Raw genomic sequence first — 21721 nt, 5'->3', positions numbered from 1 at the left:
CTCATGGAGCGCGGAGGGGACCGTGTTGGTCTCGACACGCTCGGCCGCAGGCGGCCTCGCGGCTCGACCAGCGGGACGGGGTGAACGGCTCGACCGACGGGAGGTCTCGATCAGCGGTCAGCTCAGTTGCCCGCGCACATGCTCGGCCAGGGACCCGACGGACTCGAAGACGTCGGCGTTGATGTCGTCCTCGTCCATCTCGAAGGCGAAGCGGTCCTCCAGGACCGTGATCAGCTCGACGAGGGCGAGCGAGTCGAGCTCGGGCAGGGAGCCGAAGAGCAGGGTGTCCGCGGCTAGGGTGCCGGCGCTGTGGTCGGGGCCGATCACCTCGGTGATCGCCTCGGCGACGCTGACGAGGGTCGCGTCGGTCGTGTCGATGGTCATGGGACTCCTTGGGTTGGAGATTGGGTTTCAGACGAGAACTTCGAGCGGTACGGGGTGGCTCAGGAAGGCGGTCGGACTGGCGGTGAGGCCGTACGCCCCGGCCTGGTGCACCACGACCAGATCGCCTACCTCGGCGCGCGGCAGGCTGACCTTGTCGCCGAGCAGGTCCAGGGGCGTGCACAGGCAGCCGACGACCTGCACGCTCTCCTCCTCGCCCGCCTCAGCGGCCGCGACGGAGATCGGGTAGTTGCGGCGGATGACCTGGCCGAAGTTGCCCGAGGCGGCGAGCTGGTGGTGCATGCCCCCATCGACGATCAGGAAGGTCTTGCCACGCGAGATCTTGCGGTCGACGACCCTGGTCACATAGACCCCGGCCTCGCCGACGAGATAGCGGCCGAGCTCGATGACGACCTGCGCGGACGGCAGCGCGGGACGTACGCGGGTGGCGAGCAGCTCCTCGAGCCGCGAGCCGACCAGCGGGAGGTCGAGAGGCTGGTCCTGGGTGTAGTAGGGGATGCCGAAGCCGCCGCCGATGTTGAGGTAGGTCATCGGCTCCGCGAGATCACCGGACAGCCGCAGGACGAGGTCGACGGTGCGCTCCTGAGCCTCCGCCAGGATCGACGCGTGCAGGTTCTGGGAGCCCGAGAAGACGTGGAACCCGGCCACCTCGACGTCGCGGTCGTGCAGCGTCTTGAGCAGCAGCGGCACCGTCTCGGCGTCGACCCCGAACTGCTGGGCGCCGCCGCCCATCCGCATCCCGGAGCCCTTGACCTCGAAGTCCGGGTTGACCCGCACCGCGACCCGCGGCCGGATCCCGAGCCGTTCGGCGGCCTCGACCAGGCGATCGGCCTCCAGCGGCGACTCGATCTCGACGAGCACCCCGGCCGCGACGGCCTGGGACAGCTCGCCGACCGACTTCCCCGGCCCCGCGAAGCTCACCGCGCCCGGATCGATTCCGGTGTCGAGCGCCACCCGCATCTCGGCCCCCGAGGCGACGTCGAGCGCGTCGACGGTGCGGGCCAGGTGCTGCACCACCGCGGGCATCGGGTTGGCCTTGACCGCATAGCTCAGGTGCACGTCATCGGGAAGCGCGGACCGCAGCGAGGCGACCCGGGCGTCGATCGCGGCCCGGTCGTAGGCGAAGAACGGGGTCGAGCCGACCCGCTCGGCCAACCTCGAGACGGCCAGTCCTGCGACCGTCGGCCCGCCGGCGTACGTCATCTCACCACTCCAGACATGTCAGCTCGCTGTACAGGTAGTCGACCCGCGCGGGGTCGAGGGCGTCGCTGCGCACCATCTTCGGCCGCGACCGCGAGAGCCGGTAGGAACCGCTCGGCGCCCCGCCCGCGACCCGGTTCTCGACCAGGGTCGCCGCGGCGCCGTGCTGGGTCAGCAGGTGCGAGGCCAGCCGCGGCGCGTGCCGCCGGAGCAGCCCCGGGTTGCTCGCGTAGAGGACCGAGGCGAAGGCGCGTACGCCCTTGCGGGTGTCCTTGCGGGCCACGACGTAGCAGTGCTCGGACCCCGTGCTCAGCACCACGTGCCGGGCCGCCGCCGCGGCACGGTGGTCGGCATAGAGGTCCCGCTCCTCGCCCTGCAGCACCGAGTCCAGTACGTCGGGACGACTGCTCACCCGCACCCCGCGCCGCCTCGGCAACGCGCCGGGCGACACGGCCGGCACCAGCGAGGTGGTCGTGTCCAGGTCCGTGAACTTGAGCTTCCTGTTGAGCGCGATCACGTTGCCCGAGGGCGAGAAGTCGGTGAACTCGTAGCCGGGCTGCTTGAGCAGCGTGGTCAGCAGCCGCAACCCCTGATGACGGTGGCTGTCGAGCACGCACCAGGCGCCCAGGTTGCAGACCTGGAGCGTCTCCGCGCCGACCCTCCGATCGGAGTAGTAGGCGAGGTAGGCCCCGACCACCCGCTCCCCCTCGGCGAGGAAGAACCCGTGGTTGGGCTGGGGTACGTCCCAGGGCACCCGCAGCGCCTGGGTCCACTCCAGCTCCTGCACCCGCGGGTTCAGCTGCTCGTGCAGGAACGTCGAGACGGCCGGGAGGTCGTCGGCGGTGATCGGGGCGAGCACGGCCTTCATGCGCTCGCCACCCACTCCGGCCCACGCGGGGCGCTCATCCGGCGAGGGCTGACCAGGGTGCGTACGGCACGTCGCGACGTCTGCTTCCCCAGCAGCGCCCGGCTGCACTCGCGGGCCAGCACCATCAGCCAGTACGCGGCCCCCTGGACCCGCCCGCGGCGAACCGTGAAGAGCCGCACCCGGTTGGCGACCAGGAGTGCCCACAGGCCCGGTGAGGTGGTGGACTCGCCACCGAGGTGCACGGCGCGCGCGGCGGGCACGAACCGCACCCGGAAGCCCCGGTCGCGAGCGCGCAGGTGGAACTCGGTCTCCTCCGAGTAGAGGAAGTAGGACTCGTCCCAGGAGCCGCACGCGCGCCAGCACTCAGCGCTGATCAGCTGCGTCGACCCCTCGGCCCAGTCGGTGTCCTGGCCGCGGTCGTACTCGGCCGGGTCGACCACGACCTCCCCCGCCCACCGGACGCGGCCGGCGCGGTTGGCGCCGACCACGGCGTCTGCGAAGGCCCGCACCAGGCTCGGGGCGCCACGCATCGACTCGATCAGCCGGCCCTCGGCGTCGACCAGCCGGGGCACGGCCACGCCGACCCCGGGCACGAGCTCGCGCGCGAGCGCCGCGACACAGTCCGGCTCGAGGCGTACGTCCGGGTTCAGGACCAGCACCGCGTCGACGTCCGGATCCGCGGCGAAGGCCGCCGCGACACCCGCGTTGATCCCGGCGGCGTAGCCGCCGTTGCGACCGGTCTCGACGACGGTCGCGTCCGGCGCGATGCGGCGCGCGGTCGCGACGGTGTCGTCGGCGGAGGCGTTGTCGGCGACCACCAACCGCCACCCGAGGCCGGCGAGCCCACCCGGCAGAGAGCCGACGAGATCGGCCAGCAGGTCAGCGCTGTTGTAGGTCACCACCACGACTGCGATGGTTCGGATCGGGAGCGACACGTCATGAGTCTCAGCCGCGTCCACCCCCGCCGGACCCGCCTCCCGACCGCAGATCCCCCGTATGAGGTAGGCCTTCGCAAAGGTGCGCCGGACACGGCCTCCGGATCCCTAGCGTGGAGAACATGCCCGCCCACGTGACCAACATCTGCTTCCACGGCATCGGCGTGCCCGAGCGCGAGCTGGAGCCGGGTGAGGACCGCTACTGGATCAGCCAGGACGCCTACGAGGACATCCTCGATGCCGTCGCCGGCCGCCCCGAGGTGCGCATCAGCTTCGACGACGGCAACCACTCCGACGTCGCGTTCGGGTTGCCGGGCCTGCTGGCCCGCGGCCTGAGCGCGACCTTCTTCGTGCTCGCGGGACGCCTGGGGAAGCCGGGAAGCGTCGACCGCCTCGACATCCGGCTCCTCCGGGTGGCGGGCATGCGGATCGGCACCCACGGCATGGACCACGTCAGCTGGCGCGGCCTCGACTCCGCGGGCGTACGCCGCGAGCTGATCCAGGCCCGCGAGCAGATCACCATGGCGGCCGGCGAGACGGTGGACGAGGCGGCGCTCCCGCTCGGCCGCTACGACCGCACCACGCTGCGCCACCTGCGCCACTTGGGCTATGAGCACGTCTACTCCAGCGACCGTGCTCACGCGGTGGCCGGCGCCTGGCTGCAGCCGAGGTTCAGCGTCACCGCGGACGACGACGGGGCCAGCGTACGCAGCCAGATCCTGAACGGGCAGGGCATCGCCAAGAGGGTGGAACGCCAGGCGGCAGGCCTGGTCAAGCGGCTGCGCTGACGTTCACGACGTCAGGACATCGAGAATCAGGACGCGGTCGAACTTGCCGTTCGGGGAGCGCGGAAGCTCGGGGCGTACGTCGATGGTCGAGGGCACCATGTAGGGCGGCATCGCACGGCGCAGCGCGGTCAGCAGCCGGTCGGCCTCGATCTCCGCCTCTCCCGCAGGAGGCGTCACCAGCAGCACGATCCGCTGTCCGAGCCGGTCGTCGGGCAGGCCGAGCGCCACCGCGTCGCGGACCAAGCCGGTGTCGTAGGCGACCTCCTCGATCTCGGTCGGGCTGACCCGGTAGCCGGAGGTCTTGATCATGTCGTCCAGGCGCCCGACGAAGTAGAGGAAACCCTCCTCGTCCGCCACGACCCGGTCCCCGGACCACACGCACAGCTCGGGCGTACGCCACGAGGCCTGCTCCCGCGGCAGCGGCCGGAACCGTTCGGCGGTCCGCACGGAGTCGCCCCAGTAGCCCTGGGCCACCAGTGCGCCGCGATGGACCAGCTCGCCCTCCTCGCCGGGCTCGCACGGCGTGCCGTCCGGGCGTACGACGAGAACCTCCGCGTTGGGGATGGCCTTGCCGATGGAGTCCGGCCGGCGGTCGACCTCGGCCGGGTCGAGATAGGTGGAGCGGAACGACTCGGTCAGTCCGTACATCAGGAAGGGCTGCGCCGTCGGGAAGTGCTCGCGGAGCCGTTGCAGCGTGGCCCGCGGCATCCGGCCCCCGGTGTTCGCGAAGTAGCGCAGACTCTCCCGCGCCTCCGGCGGCCACTCGACGCCGGTCAGCTGCAGCCACAGCGGCGGTACGCAGGTCAGCCCCGTCACGCCGTACTCGGCGCACAGGGCAGGAACCTCGCCGGGCAGCAGATAGTTCATCAGCACCACGTGTGCTCCGGCCGCGAAAGCGGTGGTGATCTGGCTGAGGCCGGCATCGAAGCTGAGCGGGAGCACGGAGAGGATGACGTCCTCGGGCCCGTTGCCGAGATAGCTGCTGACGCTCTCGGCGCCGGCCACGAGGTTGCGGTGGCTCAGCACCACGCCCTTCGGCTTCCCGGTGCTGCCCGAGGTGTAGAGGATGGCGGCCAGGTCCTGGTCGATCGTCGAGTCGGCAGGCGCGGAGGCGCCGGCCGGGAACACGTCGGCCCAGGCGTGCACCGCGATGTCGAGTCCGACCTCATCAGGGACCCTGTCGCCGACCAGGACGATGTGCTCGAGCGCCTCGCACCGCTTCAGCTCCTCGCGGAGCAGGACCAGCCGCTCTCTCGAGGTGATGAGCACCTTGACCGAGCAGTCGTCGAGGATGTGAGCGACCTGGCCGGCCTTGAGCAGCGGATTGACCGGCACGAAGACGCCGCCCGCCGCCGTGGCCGCGAAGATCGAGGCGACCGTCTCGGGTCGCTTCTCCAGGAAGATCGCGCAGCGGTCCCCCCGAGCCAGGCCGAGGTCGCCGAGTCCGGCGGCGATCGCGCACGCCGAGGCCCAAACCTCGGAGTAGCTCTGCGTGGTTCCCTTGTACGAGAGCGCAGGGGCCTCAGGTCGCGACTCGGCATGCTCGCGCAACAGCGAGTGGAGCACCGTCCTCATCGCGTCCGCACCGCGATCATCGACTTGGTCAGACCGAGGAGCCGCTCGCTGAGGACCTCGGAGTCGGGGAAGTAGGAGCGCATCTCGGTCCTCCCGACCAGCTCGGTCCACTGGACATCGGCCATCGCCTCGGCCCGTGATGCGGGAAGCGTGTGGACCAGCGGCCAGCGCTCGGCGACCCGGGCCCTGAGCGCCATCGGAAGGAACTGCATCCCGGGGAAGAGCCAGTGCGGCTCGATCGGGAAGTACCGGTAGGGCGTCTGGACCCAGTGCCGCGGCGCGGCCTGACGGATCTGCTCGGCCAGCCTGGACCGCTGGGCGTGGCCTCCGACGTGCTCGAGCAGGGAGTTGGAGAACACCAGGTCGTACGCCACCGGCGCCCCGGCGTGTTCCAACGCGCTGCGCGCGTCGCAGGCGTCTCCGGCCACCGGTGTCAACCAGCCGTCCTCACCATCCCCTGGCTCGGTGAGGTTGAGCACGACGACGTGCGCAGGACGTACCGGTGCCCGCAGCCAGGACTCGGTGGTGCCGCCGACGTCGAGCACCTTCATGTCGGCGATGTCGGGGAAGAGCGACGTGAACCTCTCCCAGCGTCGCAGCCGAAGCGTGGCGCCCAAGGACGCGGGAGAGTCCACCAGTCGGGATCGGAGCTCGAGCTTCACCCGACAATCGTCCCGGCGCAACAGCCCCGCGAGCGGCTCCCCGAACGCGGATCCCCCGTATCAGGTAGACGCGGTCGCAGCCTCCGGGCTGGCGACCGCCGGCGAGAAACATGGGCGAGATACCGATTCTGGAGGATGCCCGAACCCTCCGCATCTGTGCAGGGTCGGTATCGCAACGGCGCTGCCTACATCCGAATGGTGCAACCACATGCAAACCTCGGCAAGTCGAACATCCGGTCCGACAGGCTCTCGAGGCTATGCCCGAAGACCGATCCTTCTGGTCGGGAGCACCCTGATCACGGTCGTCGCGATCGTCGCCTGGACGATCTGGCCGATCTCGCAGAGCCAGGCGAAGACGGTCAGCCTGCTTCCCGACGACGCGGTCCCGGCGATCGTGACCGACCCGGATCGACGGCCGGTCGAGGTGGGCCTGCGCTTCCAGGTGACCGAGCCCGTCGAGGCGGTCGCGGTCCAGTTCTACAAGAGCTCGGCGAACACCGGGCCGCACACGGGCACTCTGTGGTCCGGGCGGGGGCGTCAGCTCGCCACTGCACGGTTCGGTGACAAGCCGCGGCGTGGCCTGCAGGTCGCAGAGTTCGACCCCACGGTGGTCCTGCGACCCGGCCGCGACTACGTCGTCTCCTACACCGCACCCAAGGGCCGCTACTCCACCGACCAGAGCTTCTTCGACAAGCCCGTCTCCAGGGGACCGATCACCGCCGGGGTCAACGCCGGCGTGTACTCCTACCGGCCCGGCTCCTTCCCCACCCAGACCTTCGGGGCCAACAGCTACGCCGTGGACATCGTGGTGCGCCCGACCGGCTCAGGCGGGTCGCCCTCGCCGTCGTCGTCCCCGTCCTCGGCGTCCTCCCCGTCGGCCCGTCCGTCCACCGCTTCACCGAGCCCGTCCCCGAGCTCGCCCCCTTCGAAATCAGCTCCTGCGACCCCGACAGCGCCGCCTCCGAGGTCGTCGTCACCGGAGGTCACCGGCGGCCCGACGCCCCCGACCTCGATACCCGGCGGGTTCCCGAACGCGGCGAACACCGGGGTGCCCGCGGGCGTGCGGCTCGATCCGTACACGGGCCCGTGCAACATCACCAAGGCCGGCACCGTGATCGACGGCAAGACGGTGAACTGCACGCTGAACGTACGCGCGGCCGACGTCACGATCCGCAACTCGGTGGTCAACGGGACCGTCTACAACGACGAGGGGTCCAACGGGCTCGGGTTCACGATCGTCGACAGCGAGGTCCGGATCGGCAACCGAGGAGGGACGGGCATCGGCAACGTCGGCTTCACGGCCCTGCGGGTGGAGGTCACCGGAGGCAACCGCTCGATCAACTGCTGGCGCGACTGCACCGTGCGGGACTCCTATGTGCACGGCCAGTTCACCGACCTGACCGGCGTCGCCCACGAGTCCGGGATCCGGATGGGTTCCGGGGGTGTGATCAGCCACAACACGATCACTTGCGACGCACCTGACGTCCCGCCCGACGCCGGCTGCTCGGCAGGCCTGACCGGGTACGGGGACTTCGCCACCGTGGAGGACAACCTCATCGAGCGCAACATGTTCCTCGTGACCACCGGCGGCACCTGTGCCTACGGCGGCTCGTCGTCGGGCAAGGCCTACGGCGGCACCAACCACATCCGCTTCATCGACAACGTGTTCCAGCGCACCGCGGCACGGCCGAACTGCGGCTACTGGTTCCCGATCGCCTCCTTCGACTCCTCAGCGCCGGGGAACGTCTGGAAGGGCAACGTCTGGTCGGACGGCGGCGTCGTGAATCCCGGGTGACATCGGCTTCTGCCGGACCAGACGGTGCAGGGCGCCGGCAAGCCCGACCACCAGGAAGAAGCAGCCGGAGGACTGCGGGAACGCGAACAGGTCGTAGAAGGCCATCGCGGTCGCACCGGCGAGAACGGCGGCGAGCAGCCCCTGCGCGAGCTCGCGGTCGAAGTCGGTGGACGCGGCCTCCCGAGCGCTGCGAGCCATGAACGCCGCGACGAGGATGACCGCGAGCAGCGCAGCCATCCCGATCAGTCCGGTCTCGATCGTGTGGCCCAGGTACTGGTTGTCCAGGATCCAGTACTGCGGCAGGAACGTCCCGGGCCCGCGGCCCAGCCAGGGGTCACGCGCGATGAACTGGAACGCCACCCCATAGGCGTCCGTGCGAGACGCCACGCTGGCGTCGTCGCCGGCGCCGACGAACAGCCCGGTGAGGACACCGAGCATCCCCGGCACCAGGAGATAGACCAGGCCCGAGATCCCGGCCAGGCAACCGAGTGCGACCAGGCGCATGCGCCAGCTCCAACGGAGGGCGAGAACCAGGATCGCGACGGCGGTGCAGAGAATCGCCGAGCGCGAGATCACCATGAAGATCGCGATCGCGACGACGGCCAGCACGGCGCGGTAGAACCAGCGTCGGGTGGGTGCGTGCAGGGCGTACACGATCACCAGCGGCAGCACCATCGACAAGATGACGCCGTACTCGATCGGGTGGGTCGAGGTCCCGCTGAGCCGTGGCATGCCGCTGCGTTCGTACAGGCCGATCTCGATGCCACGAGCGGAGAGTCCGGGGATGCTGACCCGGTCCACCAGGGCCTGCCGGGTCACGAACTGGAGCAGGCCCAGCACCGCCACCAACCCGATCCCGATCACCAGCCGGCGCACCACGGCGTGCAGCCGGTCGAGCGACGAGATCCCCTCCGCCGCCACCATGGCCAGGCCGGCCATCCCGATCATCCTGAGCAGTCCGCTGTCGGCGGGCGTCAGCTCGTTGCCGGGCATCGGCGCCGACATCGCGAGCACGTACGACGCCATCACCGCCAGGAGAAGCCCCAGGATCGCGATGCGTAGCGGCTGGACGCCCACGTCGATCCGATAGACCCGCTGGACGTGGTACCAGGCCCACCACAGGAACGCACCGATCGCGACGATCGTCGCCGGCGCGCCGGCCGTGCCCAGCGCCGGGACGACGAGCACGGACCGGATCGAGAGCAGCACGACGATGTAGACCGTCAAGATGGCCGCTGCGTCGATCGACCGGGACACACCTGCCTTCGGCTCGCCCGGACTACGCACTCCGGTGAGCGGGGCCGGCCGCATCGTCCCTCACCTGCGTTGCACCGCTGACGACTGCTCGTCATTGGGTACGACCTGGGCGAATCCGTTCCGGGGCGGGGGCCTCACCCAGCCGTCCGAGTCCAGGGGCTCGACGGCTCTGGGGCCGGCGCGGTCCTCGCCGACGTCACCTGCTTCGTGCGGCTCGTCCTCCTCCCGGCGTCTGCCGCCACGGCCGCGCGAGAGCAGCAGCCCGTCCAGCAGCCCGATGCCGAGGAGCCCGGCCACCAAGACGCCCGCACCGCCGACGATCCCGGCGCGGAGCTGGTCCTTGGTGACCTTCTCCGCGGTCTCGTCGATGGTGAGCGTCTGGATGGAGAGGTATTCACGGCGCTTGATCCCCAGGTCGGACTGCAGGCCGACGAGCACCCCCGGCGCGGCCTCGAACAGGTCGTTCAGAGCACCGATCGTGTCCTCCTCGCTGGCGCCGGTCACATCGACCACGACGATCGGCCCGCTCACCGCCATGTCGGCGTACATCTCATAGCTCACGTCCGGATGGCTCTCCTCGAGCTCGGCCCGAGCCGTCTTCGAGGTCATCGCGCGGATGAGGATGTCGCGGGCCGGGTTGAGCCCGCCCAGGGAGAGATAGGGGTTGCCCTCGATCTTCTCCCCCGCTTTGGTGGTCCCGTCGGGCGGGAAGAGGAGCAGGGTCCCCTGGGCCGTGTAGGAGGGACCCACCCGCCCCATCATCACCACGACGGCGACGACTGTCAGCCCCAGGGTGACGATCACGAGATACCAGCGGCGCGCCAAGGCCCCCCACACCGCGCTGAGTTCCATGTGTTCCGGTCGCTTTCGCTAGACAGTGGCTGAAGGCATCCGCGTGCCCGGGCACAGCCATCGTCAGGTTCTCCGGCCTGCTCCGCGCCGCACCCACCACGTCATACCCAAGACGAGGTACCGACCGGGCCGATCGCGGTCCTCCGTCGGCGCTCGCGCACAGGGTGAGGGTTGTGACAGCCCTCGAACTCGTCGGCCTGCTGCTGCGCAGGTGGTACGTCGTGGTCGTCTGCGCCCTGCTGACGCTGGGCGGCGCCGTGGTGCTGCTCGACCGGCCGCCGGTCTACTTCACCCAGTTCGAGGTGGTGCTGCTCCCACCGAAGGAGTCGGTGAACCCGAACACCCTCCGCGAGGACCCCTACGGCATGGTTCCGATGGCGGGCCTGCTGGTGGAGGAGTACAACCAGGGCCGTCACCCGCTCAACATGAGCACCACCGAGACGACCCTCTACGGCGAGGGCCTCGACCAGGGCGAGCGGGTCCGGATGCGCAACGTCGGCAACCAGTGGCTCCCCATCTACAACAACCCGGTGATCGACGTGCAGGTCGTGAACACCGACGCGGATCGGGTCGAGGAGGAGGCGGCCCGGATCGCCCGGGACCTCGACGGCATCCTCGACCGGCGACAGGACGAGCTGGGTGTCCGCAAGGCGTCGCGGATGTCCACCGAGATGGCGCCGGAGGACGTGGTCGTCCAGGAGATCAGCGGCAGCCGGTCGCGTACGGCGGCGGGGCTCCTGCTGCTGGGCGGATCGCTCACCGTGGTCGCGGTCATCTGGATCGAGCGTCTCTCCCGCGCCCGCGCCGCGCGCCGGACGCACGCCCGCGAGCACATCGGTTCGACCGTCCGGCCCGACCGGGACCTCATCTCGCAGCGGTGACACCGGAGTGGCGCACCGCGTCGGAGGCGAGGGCGAGGTTGAGCAGGAACGCGACGGTGCCGGGCCCCGGTTCGTGCCTGCCCACCAGGACGTCGTCGAGCCAGCTCGGCTCGACGACCTCGGTCTCCGCGAGGCCGGAGACGCTCTCCGGGTGGGCCCGCCAGTAGGTCACCACGGCATCGGCCAGGATCTCGCCGCCCACAGGTGGCCGACCGCGTCGCCGGACTCGCTGGCCGAGCTTGCGACCGGCCTTGGTCACGATCGTCGCGCCTCGGCGCCAGGAGCTGCGCCATCCGGGCGTGACGTAGGTCGCCGGCGAGGGGCGTCCCTCGAGCGGTAGCCGGGCCAGCTCGACATCGAGCTCGACCTGGAGCCGGGCGAGGAACCGGGAGCCCATCTTGTCCGCGGGCGCAAGCGCTCGAACGGTCGCGATCCAGCGATCGTCGAGCATCGGGTTGACGATCCGGCGGCGGGCGCTCACCGGCGACTCGGTCGCTCCTGCCCAGTGCTGCATCCGCTGGCCGAGGTAGAGGTCGTCCGTCGCCTCGAACCACGAGTGCCCGCCCTCGGCAAGGGCGGCCAGGACCTCGGCGTGGGCGATCTCGCGCGCCCGCTCCCGGAACGCGGGCCGGAGTGCCGAGGACTCGACGGCCTCGTTGACGAACATCCGCCAGTCGGCGAGGCGCCGCGCCCGCGCCGCTGTCACCGGGCCGTCACCGTCTCGGCCGAGGTAGTAGAAGCCCCGGGCCACCTCTCCGCCGAGGCCGGAGATCCGCGGGCCCGGCATCGCCCGGGCCTCGGCGAAGTCCAGGGCCGCCCAGGCCAGCGGGTCCGCACCGAGCTCGATCGCACCGGCGGCCGCCGTACATCGTGCGTACGCCTCCTCGGGGTCGAGCGTGTCGAGGCCGTCCACGCCGATGATCTCGTGCCTCATCCCGTAGCGATCTGCCAAGCCTGCGGCGATCCGCACGTCAGGAGAGTCGGGCCGCCCGAGGGTCACCACCCTCAGCCCGCGGCGACGCCGCGGCTCGATCGCGGAGAGGAGCAGGCGCGAGTCCTGGCCGCCGGTGAGCTGGAGGATCGCGTCGGGGTGGTCGTCGAGGTAGGCGTCCAGGTAGCCGCGGAGCATGCTGCTCATCGAGGCGATCCCCTCGGTGAGGCCGATGCGCTCCTCGTCCGGCTCGTCGGTGAAGGCGTCCAGGCGGAGCAGGCCGTCGCGGAGCTCGACCGACCGGCCGGCGGGCACCTTCCTCACCGACTCGAACAGGCTGCGCCCCCGCAGCTGCCAACCGAGCAGGCTCTGGACGGCGAGACCCCCGTCGTCCAGCGACGTCGGCGCCAGTCCCGCCAGCACGCGCGCCGACGTCGAGACCGCCGCCCAGTCGTCGCCGACGCGGTAGTAGAGATGACGGAATCCGAGCGCGTCGGTCGTGGCGGTGACGGCGTTCCCCGCCTGCTGCACGGCGCCGAAGGTCGGCAGCATCTCCGCGAGCGCCTTCCGGTCTCCGACGGCGAGCATCCGGGCCACGTCCTCCGGGTCGACGCCCAGGTTCCGTCGCCTCAGCTCGCGGGTGAGGACCAGCGTCCGGCCGTCGGCCAGCGGTTCGTCCGCTCCCCATGCCGCGGTCTGGAGCCCGAACCGGGTGCCGCCGCAGACCGCCTCGGGTGCGACGGTCGTGACCGCTGCCGCCAAGGCCGGCGCACTCCGGCCGACGGCTGCGGAGACTGCCGCGAAACCCGGCGGTGAGGACGTCATGCGAGAACCCTAGGAAGGGCTGCTGCTGGCACCGGCGCCACCAGCCACGCGTACCCAATCCATGGGAGCACCGCCCCTGGCCGTGTTCTCGATGATCAGGCGTACGCCATCGCGTGTGCGCACCCAGTTGTCGGTGCGTACGCTCCCGGCGGCAGCCGCGGCCCGGGCCGGGATGTCGGTCGCAGCGACCGCATCGAACAGGGCATCGGCGATGCCTCCCGGTGTCGGGGACGCCCAGCCGACATGTGCGTTGTCCAGGTCCGCGCGGGCGTCGGGCGAGGAGTTGACCACCGGCACGCAGCCCGCGGCGAGCATCTCCTCGGCGACCAGCGAGATGTTGGTGAACGACATCGCCAGGCCGGCGACGCATCGGTTGTAGAGCGCGTTCAGCTCCTCGGGAGTGAGCCGGCCGTGGTGGACCACCGGGATCCGGAGGTCGGGCACCGGCGAACCGTAGACGTGGATCGGCTGGTCCGGGTGCCGCCGGTGGAACTCCGCGAGCGCGAGGGTGCCGAGCAGATAGCCGCGCCGCGCCAGGCCCGGCTTGGCGTAGAAGACGACGCCGGAGCGCCGGCCCTGGTTGTGCAGCGAGTAGACGGAGGTGTCGCAGGAGAACGGCACCAGCTCCGAGGAGACACCCAGGTCATCGCGCAGCCGGCGGTGCACCATCTCCCCCAACGCGATGTTGGTGAACCCGAACCGGTAGGTGTCGGCGGCCAGCTCGTACTCGGAACCGTGCGGCGAGAAGAGCGGCTCGTAGTCCTGGATGAAGTAGAGCCGGTGCAGCGGCCGCGACGGCCGGACCGCGAGCACGTGGGCCGACTCCCATCCGGTCGCCACGCAGGCGTCCAGCCCGTCGAACCCCTCGTCGACCGAACGGACCTCGGCCCGGACCCCCGGCCAGCAGTCGCGGATCACCTCGGCCTGAGCGGCCGCCGAGCCGTGGTGCCGGTCGTAGAGCAGCACGACACAACGGTGGCCGGCCTGTTCCAGCGCCTCCACCATCCGGAACATCGTGGTGTGACCGCCTGAGCCGGCTGCCGGCGGCGTGGTGAGCCAGCCGACCACGAGCGGGCGTCCGCCCGGCACCGGTGGCACCGGACCGAGCCTCAGACGTGTGGAGTCGGCGATGTCCTCGGGCAGCAGGCCGAAGTCGAGGGTGTGTGCGTCCAGCTGCCGATAGGCACGCCGTACGGCGCGGCGGACCACCCCGCGCGGCCCTTCGCGCCGGAGCTTCCCGGCGATGCCGCCGAGCACGCCGCCGCTCACCGTCGCACCGCTCTACCGAGGGCATCCGCGACGATCTCCTGCTGCTCCGCGGTGATTCCCGGGAACATCGGCAGCGAGATGATCTCGTGTGCGAGCGCCTCCGCGACCGGGAACGAGCCGGCGCCCTGTCCCAGCCAGGAGAAGGCGGGCCACAGGTGCACCGGCGCCGGGTAGTGGATGCCGGCACCGACCCCGGCCTCCAGGAGATCGCCCAGCACCCGGTCGCGGTCGGCGACCCGGGCGACGTAGAGGTGCCAGACGTGCTGGTTTCCTGGCAGGACCCGCGGCAGGACCACCTCCGGCACGTCGGCGAGCAACATGGCGTACCGCTGCGCGGCCTCGTCCCGCTCGGCGTTCCAGCCCTTGAGGCGCTCGAGCTTGAGCGAGAGGACGGCCGCCTGGACCGAGTCCAGACGGGAGTTGGTGCCGACATCGAGGTGCTCGTACTTCGCCACCCCGCCGTGGTTGCGCAGGGCACGGACCCGCTCGGCGATCTCCGCCGACCCGGTGGTCACCGCTCCCGCGTCGCCGTACGCACCGAGGTTCTTGCCCGGGTAGAAGCTGGTCCCGGCAGCCGCGCCGAAGGACCCCGCGGGCCGGCCGTTCCGGCTGGCTCCCTGGGACTGGGCCGCGTCCTCCAGGAGGAGTACGTCCTCACCCACCGCGTCGCGGAGCCGCTCGAAGGGCGCCACCTGCCCGTACAGATCCACGCCGATGACCGCTCGGGTGCGGCCGGTGACCCGGCGGGCGACGTCGGCGGGGTCGATCAGGAAGTCCTCGTCGCAGTCCGCGAGCACCAGGTCGGCTCCGGCGATCGCGACCGCCTCGGCCGTGGCGACGAAGGTGTTGGCGGGGACGATCACCTCGTCCCCCGCCCCGATGCCCGCGCCACGCAGTGCGAGCACCAGCGCGTCGGTGCCGTTGCCGACGCCGATGCAGTGCTCGACGCCGGCGAACTCGGCGTACTCCTCCTCGAAGCGCCGCACCTGCGGCCCCAGGACGAACGCCCCGCTCTCGCAGATCTCGGCGAACGCGCCCACCGCCTCGTCGTTGATGGCCTCGTTCTGGGGCCGCAGGTCGACGAAGGGCACGCTCGGGCGTGGGTTCGCGGTCATGACGGGGTTCCTTCCGGGAGGGAGGCCGGCTCGAGCCGGCGAAGCTGGGTGAATCGCGCGCGCCACCACCGCAGCAGCGGCAGCGCGTAGAGGACGAGGACGAGGACGGTGACGCCGAGCAGCGTGAAGACCCGGTTGCTCCCGAGGCCGGCGAGCCAGCCGCAGACGACCGCCGCCGGGACGGCCGCGAGGAGCGGGACCGCCGCCGGTCGGAGGAACTCTCCGGGCCGGACCCCGACCGTGGCGAGCGCACGCAGGTAGAACGGCACCACCACGACCGCGACGACCACGACGTGGGTCCAGCCGGCGCCGGCCAGGCCCCAGCGGGTGACGCCGACGATCATCGCCGGGACCATCGCGACGACCCACGCGACCTGCACGACGAGGACGGCTCGGGTCTCGCCCGCGGCGACGAGGAAGGTGGCCACCAGGTCGAGCACGACCCGGACGCCTCCGAACACCGCGAGCCCGGCGAGCGCAGCGGCCGCAGGCTCCCAGCGCTCGCCGTAGACCAGGGTGACCAGCGGGACGGCGGCGGCGGCAAGGCCGAGCGAGGCCAGCGTTGCCACGGCGACCAGGGGCGCGATGCAGAGCACCAGGCCACGGTTGCGGACCTGCACCGAGGATGCCTGGGAGAACGCGGGCAGCGCGACCACCCGGACCGCGGCTCCCAGCGCGCTCATCGGCCAGGAGGAGATGTTGAAGGCGAGCACGTAGAGCCCGAGCTGCTCGGGGCCGAGGGTGCGGGAGACGATCAGGTTGTCGATGCTCAGCAGCAGCCAGGAGAGCAGGTTCGCGGCGGCCAGCGGGAGACAGAACGCGAGCGAGTCCTTGGCCAGAACGGGGTCGAACCCCAGCCGTGGCACGGTGCGGGTGATGACGTACAGCCCCACCGCGATCACGCTCTGGCAGGCGATCTGACCGCAGGCGAGCGCCTCGGCGCCCATGCCACCCATGATCAGCCCGAGCGCGACCACCACCGAGGCCACCAACCCGAGTCCGTTGATCCCGAACAGGGCACCTTGGCGGTAGGCCCTGGTCAGCCGCGCGGAGGGAACGATCGTGAAGCCGAAGACCGCGATGCTGACCGCCATCAGCCTGATCACGTCGGTCGACTCCGGGCTGTCGAAAGCGATCGCGATCGGCTCCGCAGCCAGGGCCATCGTCGCGCCGAGGGCGAGGCTCACCCCGAGCCCGATGCTCGCCACGGTCGGCGCCCGAGGCTCCATGTCGGGCGCACGGACCAGGTCGGCGCCGAGCCCGAGATCGGCCAGGGTGCTGAGGATCGTCCAGACCGTCAGCGCCACGGCGTACACCCCGAACTCGGCCGGTGCGACCAGCCGGGCGACCAGGATGCCGAACAGCACGCTGCCGACCCGCATGGCGATCGTCCCGCCCAGACCCCAGCCGAGGCCACGGCTCACTCGTGCGGCGACCGTCCCCTGAGGGGCCGTCGTGGTCATGTGCCGTACCTGCGCTCGAACCGCCACCGTAGGTGGTGTCGGACCTTGGCGGTCGCGCGGCTCCACGGCGCCGTCCGGGACGCCCGGCCCGCCATGGCCTCGTCCCAGGCGCGCCTCCATGCCCTGGTTCCCCGGACGGTGGGGTACGTCTCGGCGGCGAAGTCGAGGTAGTCGAGAAGCGTCCCCGAGTCGCCGTGCGCGGTCTCTCGACCACGGCGCAGGGCCTCCCGGGCCAGGGCCCGCATCGCGTACGGCCGCAGCCTCTGGACCTCGGCGATGTCCGGGGCGCGCTCGTCGAAGAGGACGTCGAAGGTGCGCCGACGCTCGCGCAGGTCGGTGAGCCAGCCGGCGTACTCGGTCAGGTGCATGTTGGCGTCGTGCACGCGGTAGGCCGCCTGGATCGGTCCGTCCACCCGGCCGACGTCCCAGCGAACAGCGGTGCGCAGCCACATGTCGAAGTCGCCCGAATGGGGCAGCCGAGGGTCGTAGCCGTCGGTCTGCTCGAGTGCCTCGCGGCGCATCACCGCCTCGGGGCTGACCAGGAAGCAGCGACCCTGCCGCGCCGCGGTGCCGAGCCAGTCCCTACCGGACCAGACCGACCAGCTGCGGGTCCTCCTCGGCCCGACCGGGAGGTCGTCGGTGAACGAGCGGGCGTACCCGTAGACCAGGCCGACCCCGGGATGGTGCTCCATCAGCGCGACCGCACGGGTGAGCGCGTCGGGCATCAGCACGTCGTCCGCGGAGACGAGCGTGACATAGTCGCCGCGCACCCGGGAGAGCCCGTCGTTGTAGGTCTGGATGTGCCCGGTGTTCCGCTCGTGGACGAGCACGTCGACGCGTGGATCCGCCGCGGCCAGCGAGCGTGCGACATCGGCGCTGCCGTCCGGGGATGCGTCGTCGACGATCAGCACGTCGACGTCGACGCCGTCCTGGGCGAGCGCACCCGCGACCGCCTGAGGCAGATAGCGCCCGTAGTTGTAGCAAGGGATCACGACACTGACCGACGGGCGCGTCCGCAGCGGTCGCGGACGGTCGAACCGGCGCATCAGACCGGCACCCGGACCGGGCGGGCGGGAACCCCGGCCCACGTCTCGCCGGGGGGAAGGTCCGCGAGGAGCACGGCCCCCATGCCGAGAACGGCGTCGACGCCCACATCGACGCGCTGCCGCACCGAGGAGTTCATCCCGAGGTAGGCGGCCTCGCCGACGACGACCTCCCCGCCCAGGGCGACACCGGCGCACAGGGTGGCGAAGTCCCCGACGATGTCGTCGTGGGTGAGGACGGCATTGGGCATGACCACGACATGCCGGCCGACCGACACCTGCGAGGTCAGCCGGGCACCGGCGAGCAGGATGCTGCCCCGCCCGACCTCGCACCCGTGGGCGACCGAGGCGTCGGGGTGGATGACGGTCGCGAACCGCTCCGGGGTCACCCCGTAGTCGAGCAGCCTCCCGACGAGCCGGCGGCGTATCCGGCCCGATCCGGCGCAGACGACCAGGTCGGTGCCGGAGTCGGAGACCAGCTCGATCGGGCCGATGACCTCGACTCCGCCGACGATGGTTCCCCATCGTTCGCGATCGTCGTCGACCGCGACGATCTGGTCGTAGCCCTCGCTGGCGGCCGCGACCTCCCCGGCCAACCCGCTCGCGGCGACGAGAACCAGCGTGGTCATCGGCGTGCTCCCCCCTGTCGGAGTACGCCGATGACTCGCGCCTGCTCCGAGTCCGAGAGCTGGTGGAAGAGCGGCAGGATGAGCGTGGAGTCGGTGAGATGCTCGGTGGCGGGCAGCACGACCCCCTCCGAGGCGTACGCAGGCTGCCGGTGTGCCGCCATGATCCCGCGTCGCGCGGAGATCCCGGCCTCCGCCAGGGCGCTCAGCAGCCCCTCGCGGTCCATCCCGTACGCAGCCGACACTTCGACCCAGAACGACTGGAAGTTGCTCGTGCCCCAGGCCGGGTCGGCCACCGCGCGCAGCCCGTCGATCTCGCTGACCGCCTTCGCATAGCCCGCGGCCAGCTCACGCCGCCGGGTGACCACCTCGGGCAGCCGGGAGAGCTGCACCAGGCCGACCGCGGCCTGCAGGTCGGTCATCCGGAAGTTGAAGCCGACCTCGTCGTAGGACTCCGGCGGCGAGACCAGGCTGGCGTGCCGGTCGGCGGCCGAGACGCTCATCGCGTGCTCGCGCAGCCTGCGCGCCCGCTCGGCCAGGTCGCCGCGCGAGGTGGTGAGCATCCCGCCCTCGCCGGTGGTGAGGATCTTGCGCGGGTGGAAGGACCAGGCGGCGATCTCGGCGCCGGCGCCGACGGGACGACCTCGGTAGGTCGACCCCGCACCGCAGGCGGCGTCCTCGATGACCATGATGTCGAGCGGGTCGCAGAGCTCCCGGATCGCGTCCAGGTCGACCGGCACCCCGCCCTGGTCGACCACGATCACCGCGGTCGTCCGCGGCGTGAGGGCCTCCCGAACGGTCGCCGCGGTCAGGTTTCCGGTGACCGGCGAGACGTCCGCGAAGACCGGCCGGGCGCCGACGTAGACCGCCGCGTTGGCGGTCGCGATGAACGAGAAGGACGGGACGACGACGTCGTCCCCGGGGGTCACCCCGGCCACGACCAGCGCCAGGTGGAGCGCCGTCGTGCAGCTCGAGGTGGCGACCGCATGAGCTGCCTGCTGCGAGTCCGCGAAGCGGCGCTCGAACTCGGCCACGCGCGGCCCCTGGGCGACCCAGCCGGAGCGGAGCACCTCGGTGACCGCCGCGACCTCCTCCTCGCCCAGCCAGGGCTGCATGACGTTGATCCGGCTCACGAGAGACCACCCTGAAGAGCCCGACCGGCCGCGATCTCGGAGCGCAGCGGCGTCCACCACTCGACGAGCTGCCGCAGCCCCTCCTCGAGCCCGATCGTCGGTTCCCAGCCCAGGTCGTCACGGGCCGCGGAGATGGAGGCGAGCCGGCGGGTGACGCCGTTGACCGCTCGCTCGGGACCGTGCTCGACGCCGAGGTCGGACCCCATGACGCGGACGAGCGCCTCGGCGAGCTCCAGCAGCGAGGTCTCGGTGCCGGAGGCGATGTTGTAGACGCCCTCGGTCACGTCGGAGGCGGCGGCCAGGACGTTGGCGCGGGCGATGTCGGGAACGCAGACGAAGTCCATCGTCTGGCGCCCGTCACCGAAGATCAGCGGCGGCTTGCCGTCCGCGATCCGCTCCATCCAGCGCACCAGCACCTCGGTGTAGGCGCCGTGCACGTCCATCCGGGGCCCGTAGACGTTGAAGTAGCGCAGCCCGACGTAGTCGAGCCCGTGCATCGCCCGGAAGGACCGGACCAAACCCTCGTTGTAGGACTTCGCCGCCCCGTAGAGGGTGTCGTTGTTGTTGTGGTGGTGCCCCTCGGGCGTCGGGAACTCCTCGGCGAGCCCGAAGACCGAGGCCGAGGAGGCATAGACGAGCTTGGAGACGCCCGCGGAGACGGCGGCCTCGACCACGTTGAACGTGCCGTCGACCAGCACCTCGTTGGCCAGCCGCGGCTCCTCGGCGCACAGGGTGATCCGGATGGCGGCCTGGTGGAAGACGAGGTCCTTGCCCGCGGTGAGGTCGCCGACCAGGTCGCGGTCGCGGATGTCGCCCTCGACCAGGGTGACCCGGCCGGACGCGAGGGCGTCGTCGAGGTTGGCCTTGCGTCCCCGGATCAGGCTGTCGAGCACGTCGACGTGCGCGACCCCTTCGTCGAGGAGCTGGTCCACGATGGTGGAGGCGATCGTGCCCGCACCTCCGGTGACCAGGACGTTCGCGCCGTTGAGAGTTGTCATCGGATCAGCTCCAGGGTCGGGGTCTCGGCGGCCACCTCGACGAGGGCGCCACGGGCTCGGAGGCTGGTCTGGGCCGCCTCCAGGACGGAGAGGACACGGAGCCCGGCAGCCCCGTCGGTGCGCGGCGTACGGCCGTCCCGGATCGCCTCGGCGAACTCGCCGACCATCCGGGAGAGCGCCTCGTACTCGGGCAGCGCCGGCGCCCAGGTGTCACCCAGCCGGTAGGCGATGGTCGCGGTGGCGCGGTCGGCGATGTCCACGCTCTGCTGGACCAGATCGACGCCGCGGTCGAAGACGCTGAGCCGCTGTTGCGGGTTCAGGTCGTCCCAGACCAACGTGCGCCGGCTCCCGCCGATCACCATCTGCCTGATCTTGGTGGGGCTGAGCCAGTTGACGTGGACGTGGGCCATCACCCCACCCTCCAGCGGCAGCGTCAGGTAGCCGACGCACGCCTTGCCGGCCTTGAGCGGGTCGGCGCCGTGCGCAGCGACCCCGGTGGGGCGCAGCCCGCCGGGCAGGACGAAGTCGAGGATGGAGAGGTCGTGCGGAGCCAGGTCCCAGAAGACGTCGACGTCGGGCTGCACCAGCCCGAGGTTGATCCGCACCGAGTCGACGAACAGGATCTCGCCGAGCGACCCGTCCTCGACCAGCTCCCGGATCTTCTGCACGACCGGCGTGTAGCAGTAGGTGTGGTCGGCCATCAGCACGAGATCGTTGGCGCGGGCGGCCTCGACCATGCTCCGCCCGGACTCCACGTCGTCGGCCAGCGGCTTCTCGACGAGCACGTGCTTCCCGGCCCGCAGCGCCCTCTCCACGAGGTGCCGATGCGTGCCCGCCGGCGTCGCGATCGCCACCGCGTCCACGTCCTCGCGCGCGAGCACCTCGTCGAGGTCGGTCGTGGCCAGCACGTCCGTGCCGCCCCCGATCACCTCCTGGGCCCGCGCGATGTCCAGGTCGACGACCGCCACCAGCGCCCAGTCCGGTGCGTTCCGGAAGTTTCGGACCAGGTTGGGCCCCCAGTACCCGGCCCCGACCACTGCCACACCGAGCGGTTCCCCATCAGTCATGTGGACCATGGAATCCGCGAGGGGCGAGGCTCCGAA

Annotated in this window: 20 protein-coding genes; 3 read left to right on the top strand and 17 right to left on the bottom strand. The window is 71.3% G+C overall.

Annotation, left to right across the window (positions count from 1 at the left end; all coding sequences use genetic code 11):
- Positions 1 to 117 precede the first annotated feature (117 nt).
- From ACFV9G_RS24600 to ACFV9G_RS24585, 4 genes are read right to left on the bottom strand one after another with little or no spacing between them, the layout of a single operon-like run.
- Positions 118 to 384: an acyl carrier protein gene (locus ACFV9G_RS24600; RefSeq protein WP_378730919.1), complete on the bottom strand. Its 267-nt coding sequence runs from the start codon at positions 382 to 384 to the stop codon at positions 118 to 120.
- Positions 385 to 411: 27 nt separating this feature from the next.
- The gene (locus tag ACFV9G_RS24595; RefSeq protein WP_378730917.1) at positions 412 to 1605 is read right to left on the bottom strand and encodes a pyridoxal-dependent decarboxylase, exosortase A system-associated; all 1194 of its coding nucleotides are present in this window, start codon (positions 1603 to 1605) and stop codon (positions 412 to 414) included.
- A 1-nt stretch (position 1606) separates the two neighbouring features.
- Entirely contained in the window at positions 1607 to 2470 is an 864-nt protein-coding gene (locus tag ACFV9G_RS24590; protein ID WP_378730915.1) for a hypothetical protein, read from the bottom strand.
- Entirely contained in the window at positions 2467 to 3405 is a 939-nt protein-coding gene (locus ACFV9G_RS24585) for a glycosyltransferase (RefSeq protein ID WP_378730913.1), read from the bottom strand. The genes ACFV9G_RS24590 and ACFV9G_RS24585 overlap by 4 nt, the downstream gene beginning before the upstream one ends.
- A 122-nt stretch (positions 3406 to 3527) precedes the next feature.
- Between ACFV9G_RS24585 and ACFV9G_RS24580 the strand changes: the two genes are divergently transcribed.
- Positions 3528 to 4193, top strand: a complete 666-nt coding sequence (locus ACFV9G_RS24580; protein WP_378730911.1) for a polysaccharide deacetylase family protein — start codon at positions 3528 to 3530, stop codon at positions 4191 to 4193.
- A gap of 3 nt (positions 4194 to 4196) precedes the next feature.
- On the opposite strand, the gene ACFV9G_RS24575 is transcribed toward ACFV9G_RS24580, so the two are convergent.
- Together ACFV9G_RS24575 and ACFV9G_RS24570 are read right to left on the bottom strand one after the other, a co-directional pair.
- Positions 4197 to 5768, bottom strand: coding sequence for an acyl-CoA ligase (AMP-forming), exosortase A system-associated (locus ACFV9G_RS24575; RefSeq protein ID WP_378730909.1), 1572 nt, complete (start codon positions 5766 to 5768; stop codon positions 4197 to 4199).
- Positions 5765 to 6430: a hypothetical protein gene (locus ACFV9G_RS24570; protein WP_378730907.1), complete on the bottom strand. Its 666-nt coding sequence runs from the start codon at positions 6428 to 6430 to the stop codon at positions 5765 to 5767. Before ACFV9G_RS24570 ends, ACFV9G_RS24575 begins: the two co-directional genes overlap by 4 nt.
- A 208-nt stretch (positions 6431 to 6638) precedes the next feature.
- Here ACFV9G_RS24570 and ACFV9G_RS24565 point away from each other — a divergent pair, with 208 nt between their 5' ends.
- Positions 6639 to 8225: a DUF4082 domain-containing protein gene (locus ACFV9G_RS24565; RefSeq protein ID WP_378730905.1), complete on the top strand. Its 1587-nt coding sequence runs from the start codon at positions 6639 to 6641 to the stop codon at positions 8223 to 8225.
- Here ACFV9G_RS24565 and ACFV9G_RS24560 read toward each other — a convergent pair.
- Both ACFV9G_RS24560 and ACFV9G_RS24555 read right to left on the bottom strand, forming a co-directional pair.
- Positions 8160 to 9536 (bottom strand): O-antigen ligase family protein, encoded by a 1377-nt coding sequence (locus ACFV9G_RS24560; protein ID WP_378730903.1) that lies wholly within the window; start codon positions 9534 to 9536, stop codon positions 8160 to 8162. The two genes, ACFV9G_RS24565 and ACFV9G_RS24560, sit on opposite strands and share 66 nt — an antisense overlap.
- A 6-nt stretch (positions 9537 to 9542) precedes the next feature.
- A complete protein-coding gene (locus ACFV9G_RS24555; RefSeq protein WP_378730901.1) occupies positions 9543 to 10334 on the bottom strand; it encodes a hypothetical protein in 792 nt (263 codons plus the stop codon).
- Between the two features lie 173 nt (positions 10335 to 10507).
- Between ACFV9G_RS24555 and ACFV9G_RS24550 the strand changes: the two genes are divergently transcribed.
- Entirely contained in the window at positions 10508 to 11215 is a 708-nt protein-coding gene (locus ACFV9G_RS24550; RefSeq protein ID WP_378730899.1) for a hypothetical protein, read from the top strand.
- Here ACFV9G_RS24550 and ACFV9G_RS24545 read toward each other — a convergent pair.
- From ACFV9G_RS24545 to ACFV9G_RS24505, 9 genes are read right to left on the bottom strand one after another with little or no spacing between them, the layout of a single operon-like run.
- On the bottom strand, positions 11199 to 12971 hold the full coding sequence (locus ACFV9G_RS24545) for a hypothetical protein (protein ID WP_378730897.1): 1773 nt from the start codon (positions 12969 to 12971) through the stop codon (positions 11199 to 11201). The two genes, ACFV9G_RS24550 and ACFV9G_RS24545, sit on opposite strands and share 17 nt — an antisense overlap.
- 9 nt (positions 12972 to 12980) lie before the next feature.
- The gene (locus ACFV9G_RS24540; protein ID WP_378730895.1) at positions 12981 to 14240 is read right to left on the bottom strand and encodes a glycosyltransferase family 1 protein; all 1260 of its coding nucleotides are present in this window, start codon (positions 14238 to 14240) and stop codon (positions 12981 to 12983) included.
- Positions 14237 to 15355, bottom strand: a complete 1119-nt coding sequence (locus tag ACFV9G_RS24535) for a DegT/DnrJ/EryC1/StrS family aminotransferase (protein WP_378730893.1) — start codon at positions 15353 to 15355, stop codon at positions 14237 to 14239. Before ACFV9G_RS24535 ends, ACFV9G_RS24540 begins: the two co-directional genes overlap by 4 nt.
- Positions 15352 to 16818 carry an oligosaccharide flippase family protein gene (locus ACFV9G_RS24530; protein WP_378730890.1) on the bottom strand — a complete coding sequence of 489 codons (1467 nt, stop codon included), beginning with the start codon at positions 16816 to 16818 and terminating at the stop codon, positions 15352 to 15354. Before ACFV9G_RS24530 ends, ACFV9G_RS24535 begins: the two co-directional genes overlap by 4 nt.
- Positions 16815 to 17864, bottom strand: a complete 1050-nt coding sequence (locus tag ACFV9G_RS24525) for a glycosyltransferase family 2 protein (RefSeq protein WP_378730888.1) — start codon at positions 17862 to 17864, stop codon at positions 16815 to 16817. The genes ACFV9G_RS24530 and ACFV9G_RS24525 overlap by 4 nt, the downstream gene beginning before the upstream one ends.
- Positions 17864 to 18490: a NeuD/PglB/VioB family sugar acetyltransferase gene (locus tag ACFV9G_RS24520; protein ID WP_378730886.1), complete on the bottom strand. Its 627-nt coding sequence runs from the start codon at positions 18488 to 18490 to the stop codon at positions 17864 to 17866. Before ACFV9G_RS24520 ends, ACFV9G_RS24525 begins: the two co-directional genes overlap by 1 nt.
- Complete coding sequence (locus ACFV9G_RS24515; protein ID WP_378730884.1) at positions 18487 to 19620, bottom strand: DegT/DnrJ/EryC1/StrS family aminotransferase; 1134 nt, start codon at positions 19618 to 19620, stop codon at positions 18487 to 18489. Before ACFV9G_RS24515 ends, ACFV9G_RS24520 begins: the two co-directional genes overlap by 4 nt.
- The gene (locus ACFV9G_RS24510; RefSeq protein ID WP_378730882.1) at positions 19617 to 20618 is read right to left on the bottom strand and encodes an NAD-dependent epimerase/dehydratase family protein; all 1002 of its coding nucleotides are present in this window, start codon (positions 20616 to 20618) and stop codon (positions 19617 to 19619) included. The genes ACFV9G_RS24515 and ACFV9G_RS24510 overlap by 4 nt, the downstream gene beginning before the upstream one ends.
- The gene (locus ACFV9G_RS24505; protein WP_091050674.1) at positions 20615 to 21685 is read right to left on the bottom strand and encodes a Gfo/Idh/MocA family protein; all 1071 of its coding nucleotides are present in this window, start codon (positions 21683 to 21685) and stop codon (positions 20615 to 20617) included. The genes ACFV9G_RS24510 and ACFV9G_RS24505 overlap by 4 nt, the downstream gene beginning before the upstream one ends.
- Positions 21686 to 21721 lie beyond the last annotated feature (36 nt).

The organism is Nocardioides sp. NPDC059952, from assembly GCF_042730435.1.
GTDB lineage: Bacteria > Actinomycetota > Actinomycetes > Propionibacteriales > Nocardioidaceae > Nocardioides.
This window is presented reverse-complemented; position numbering and strand designations above follow the sequence as displayed.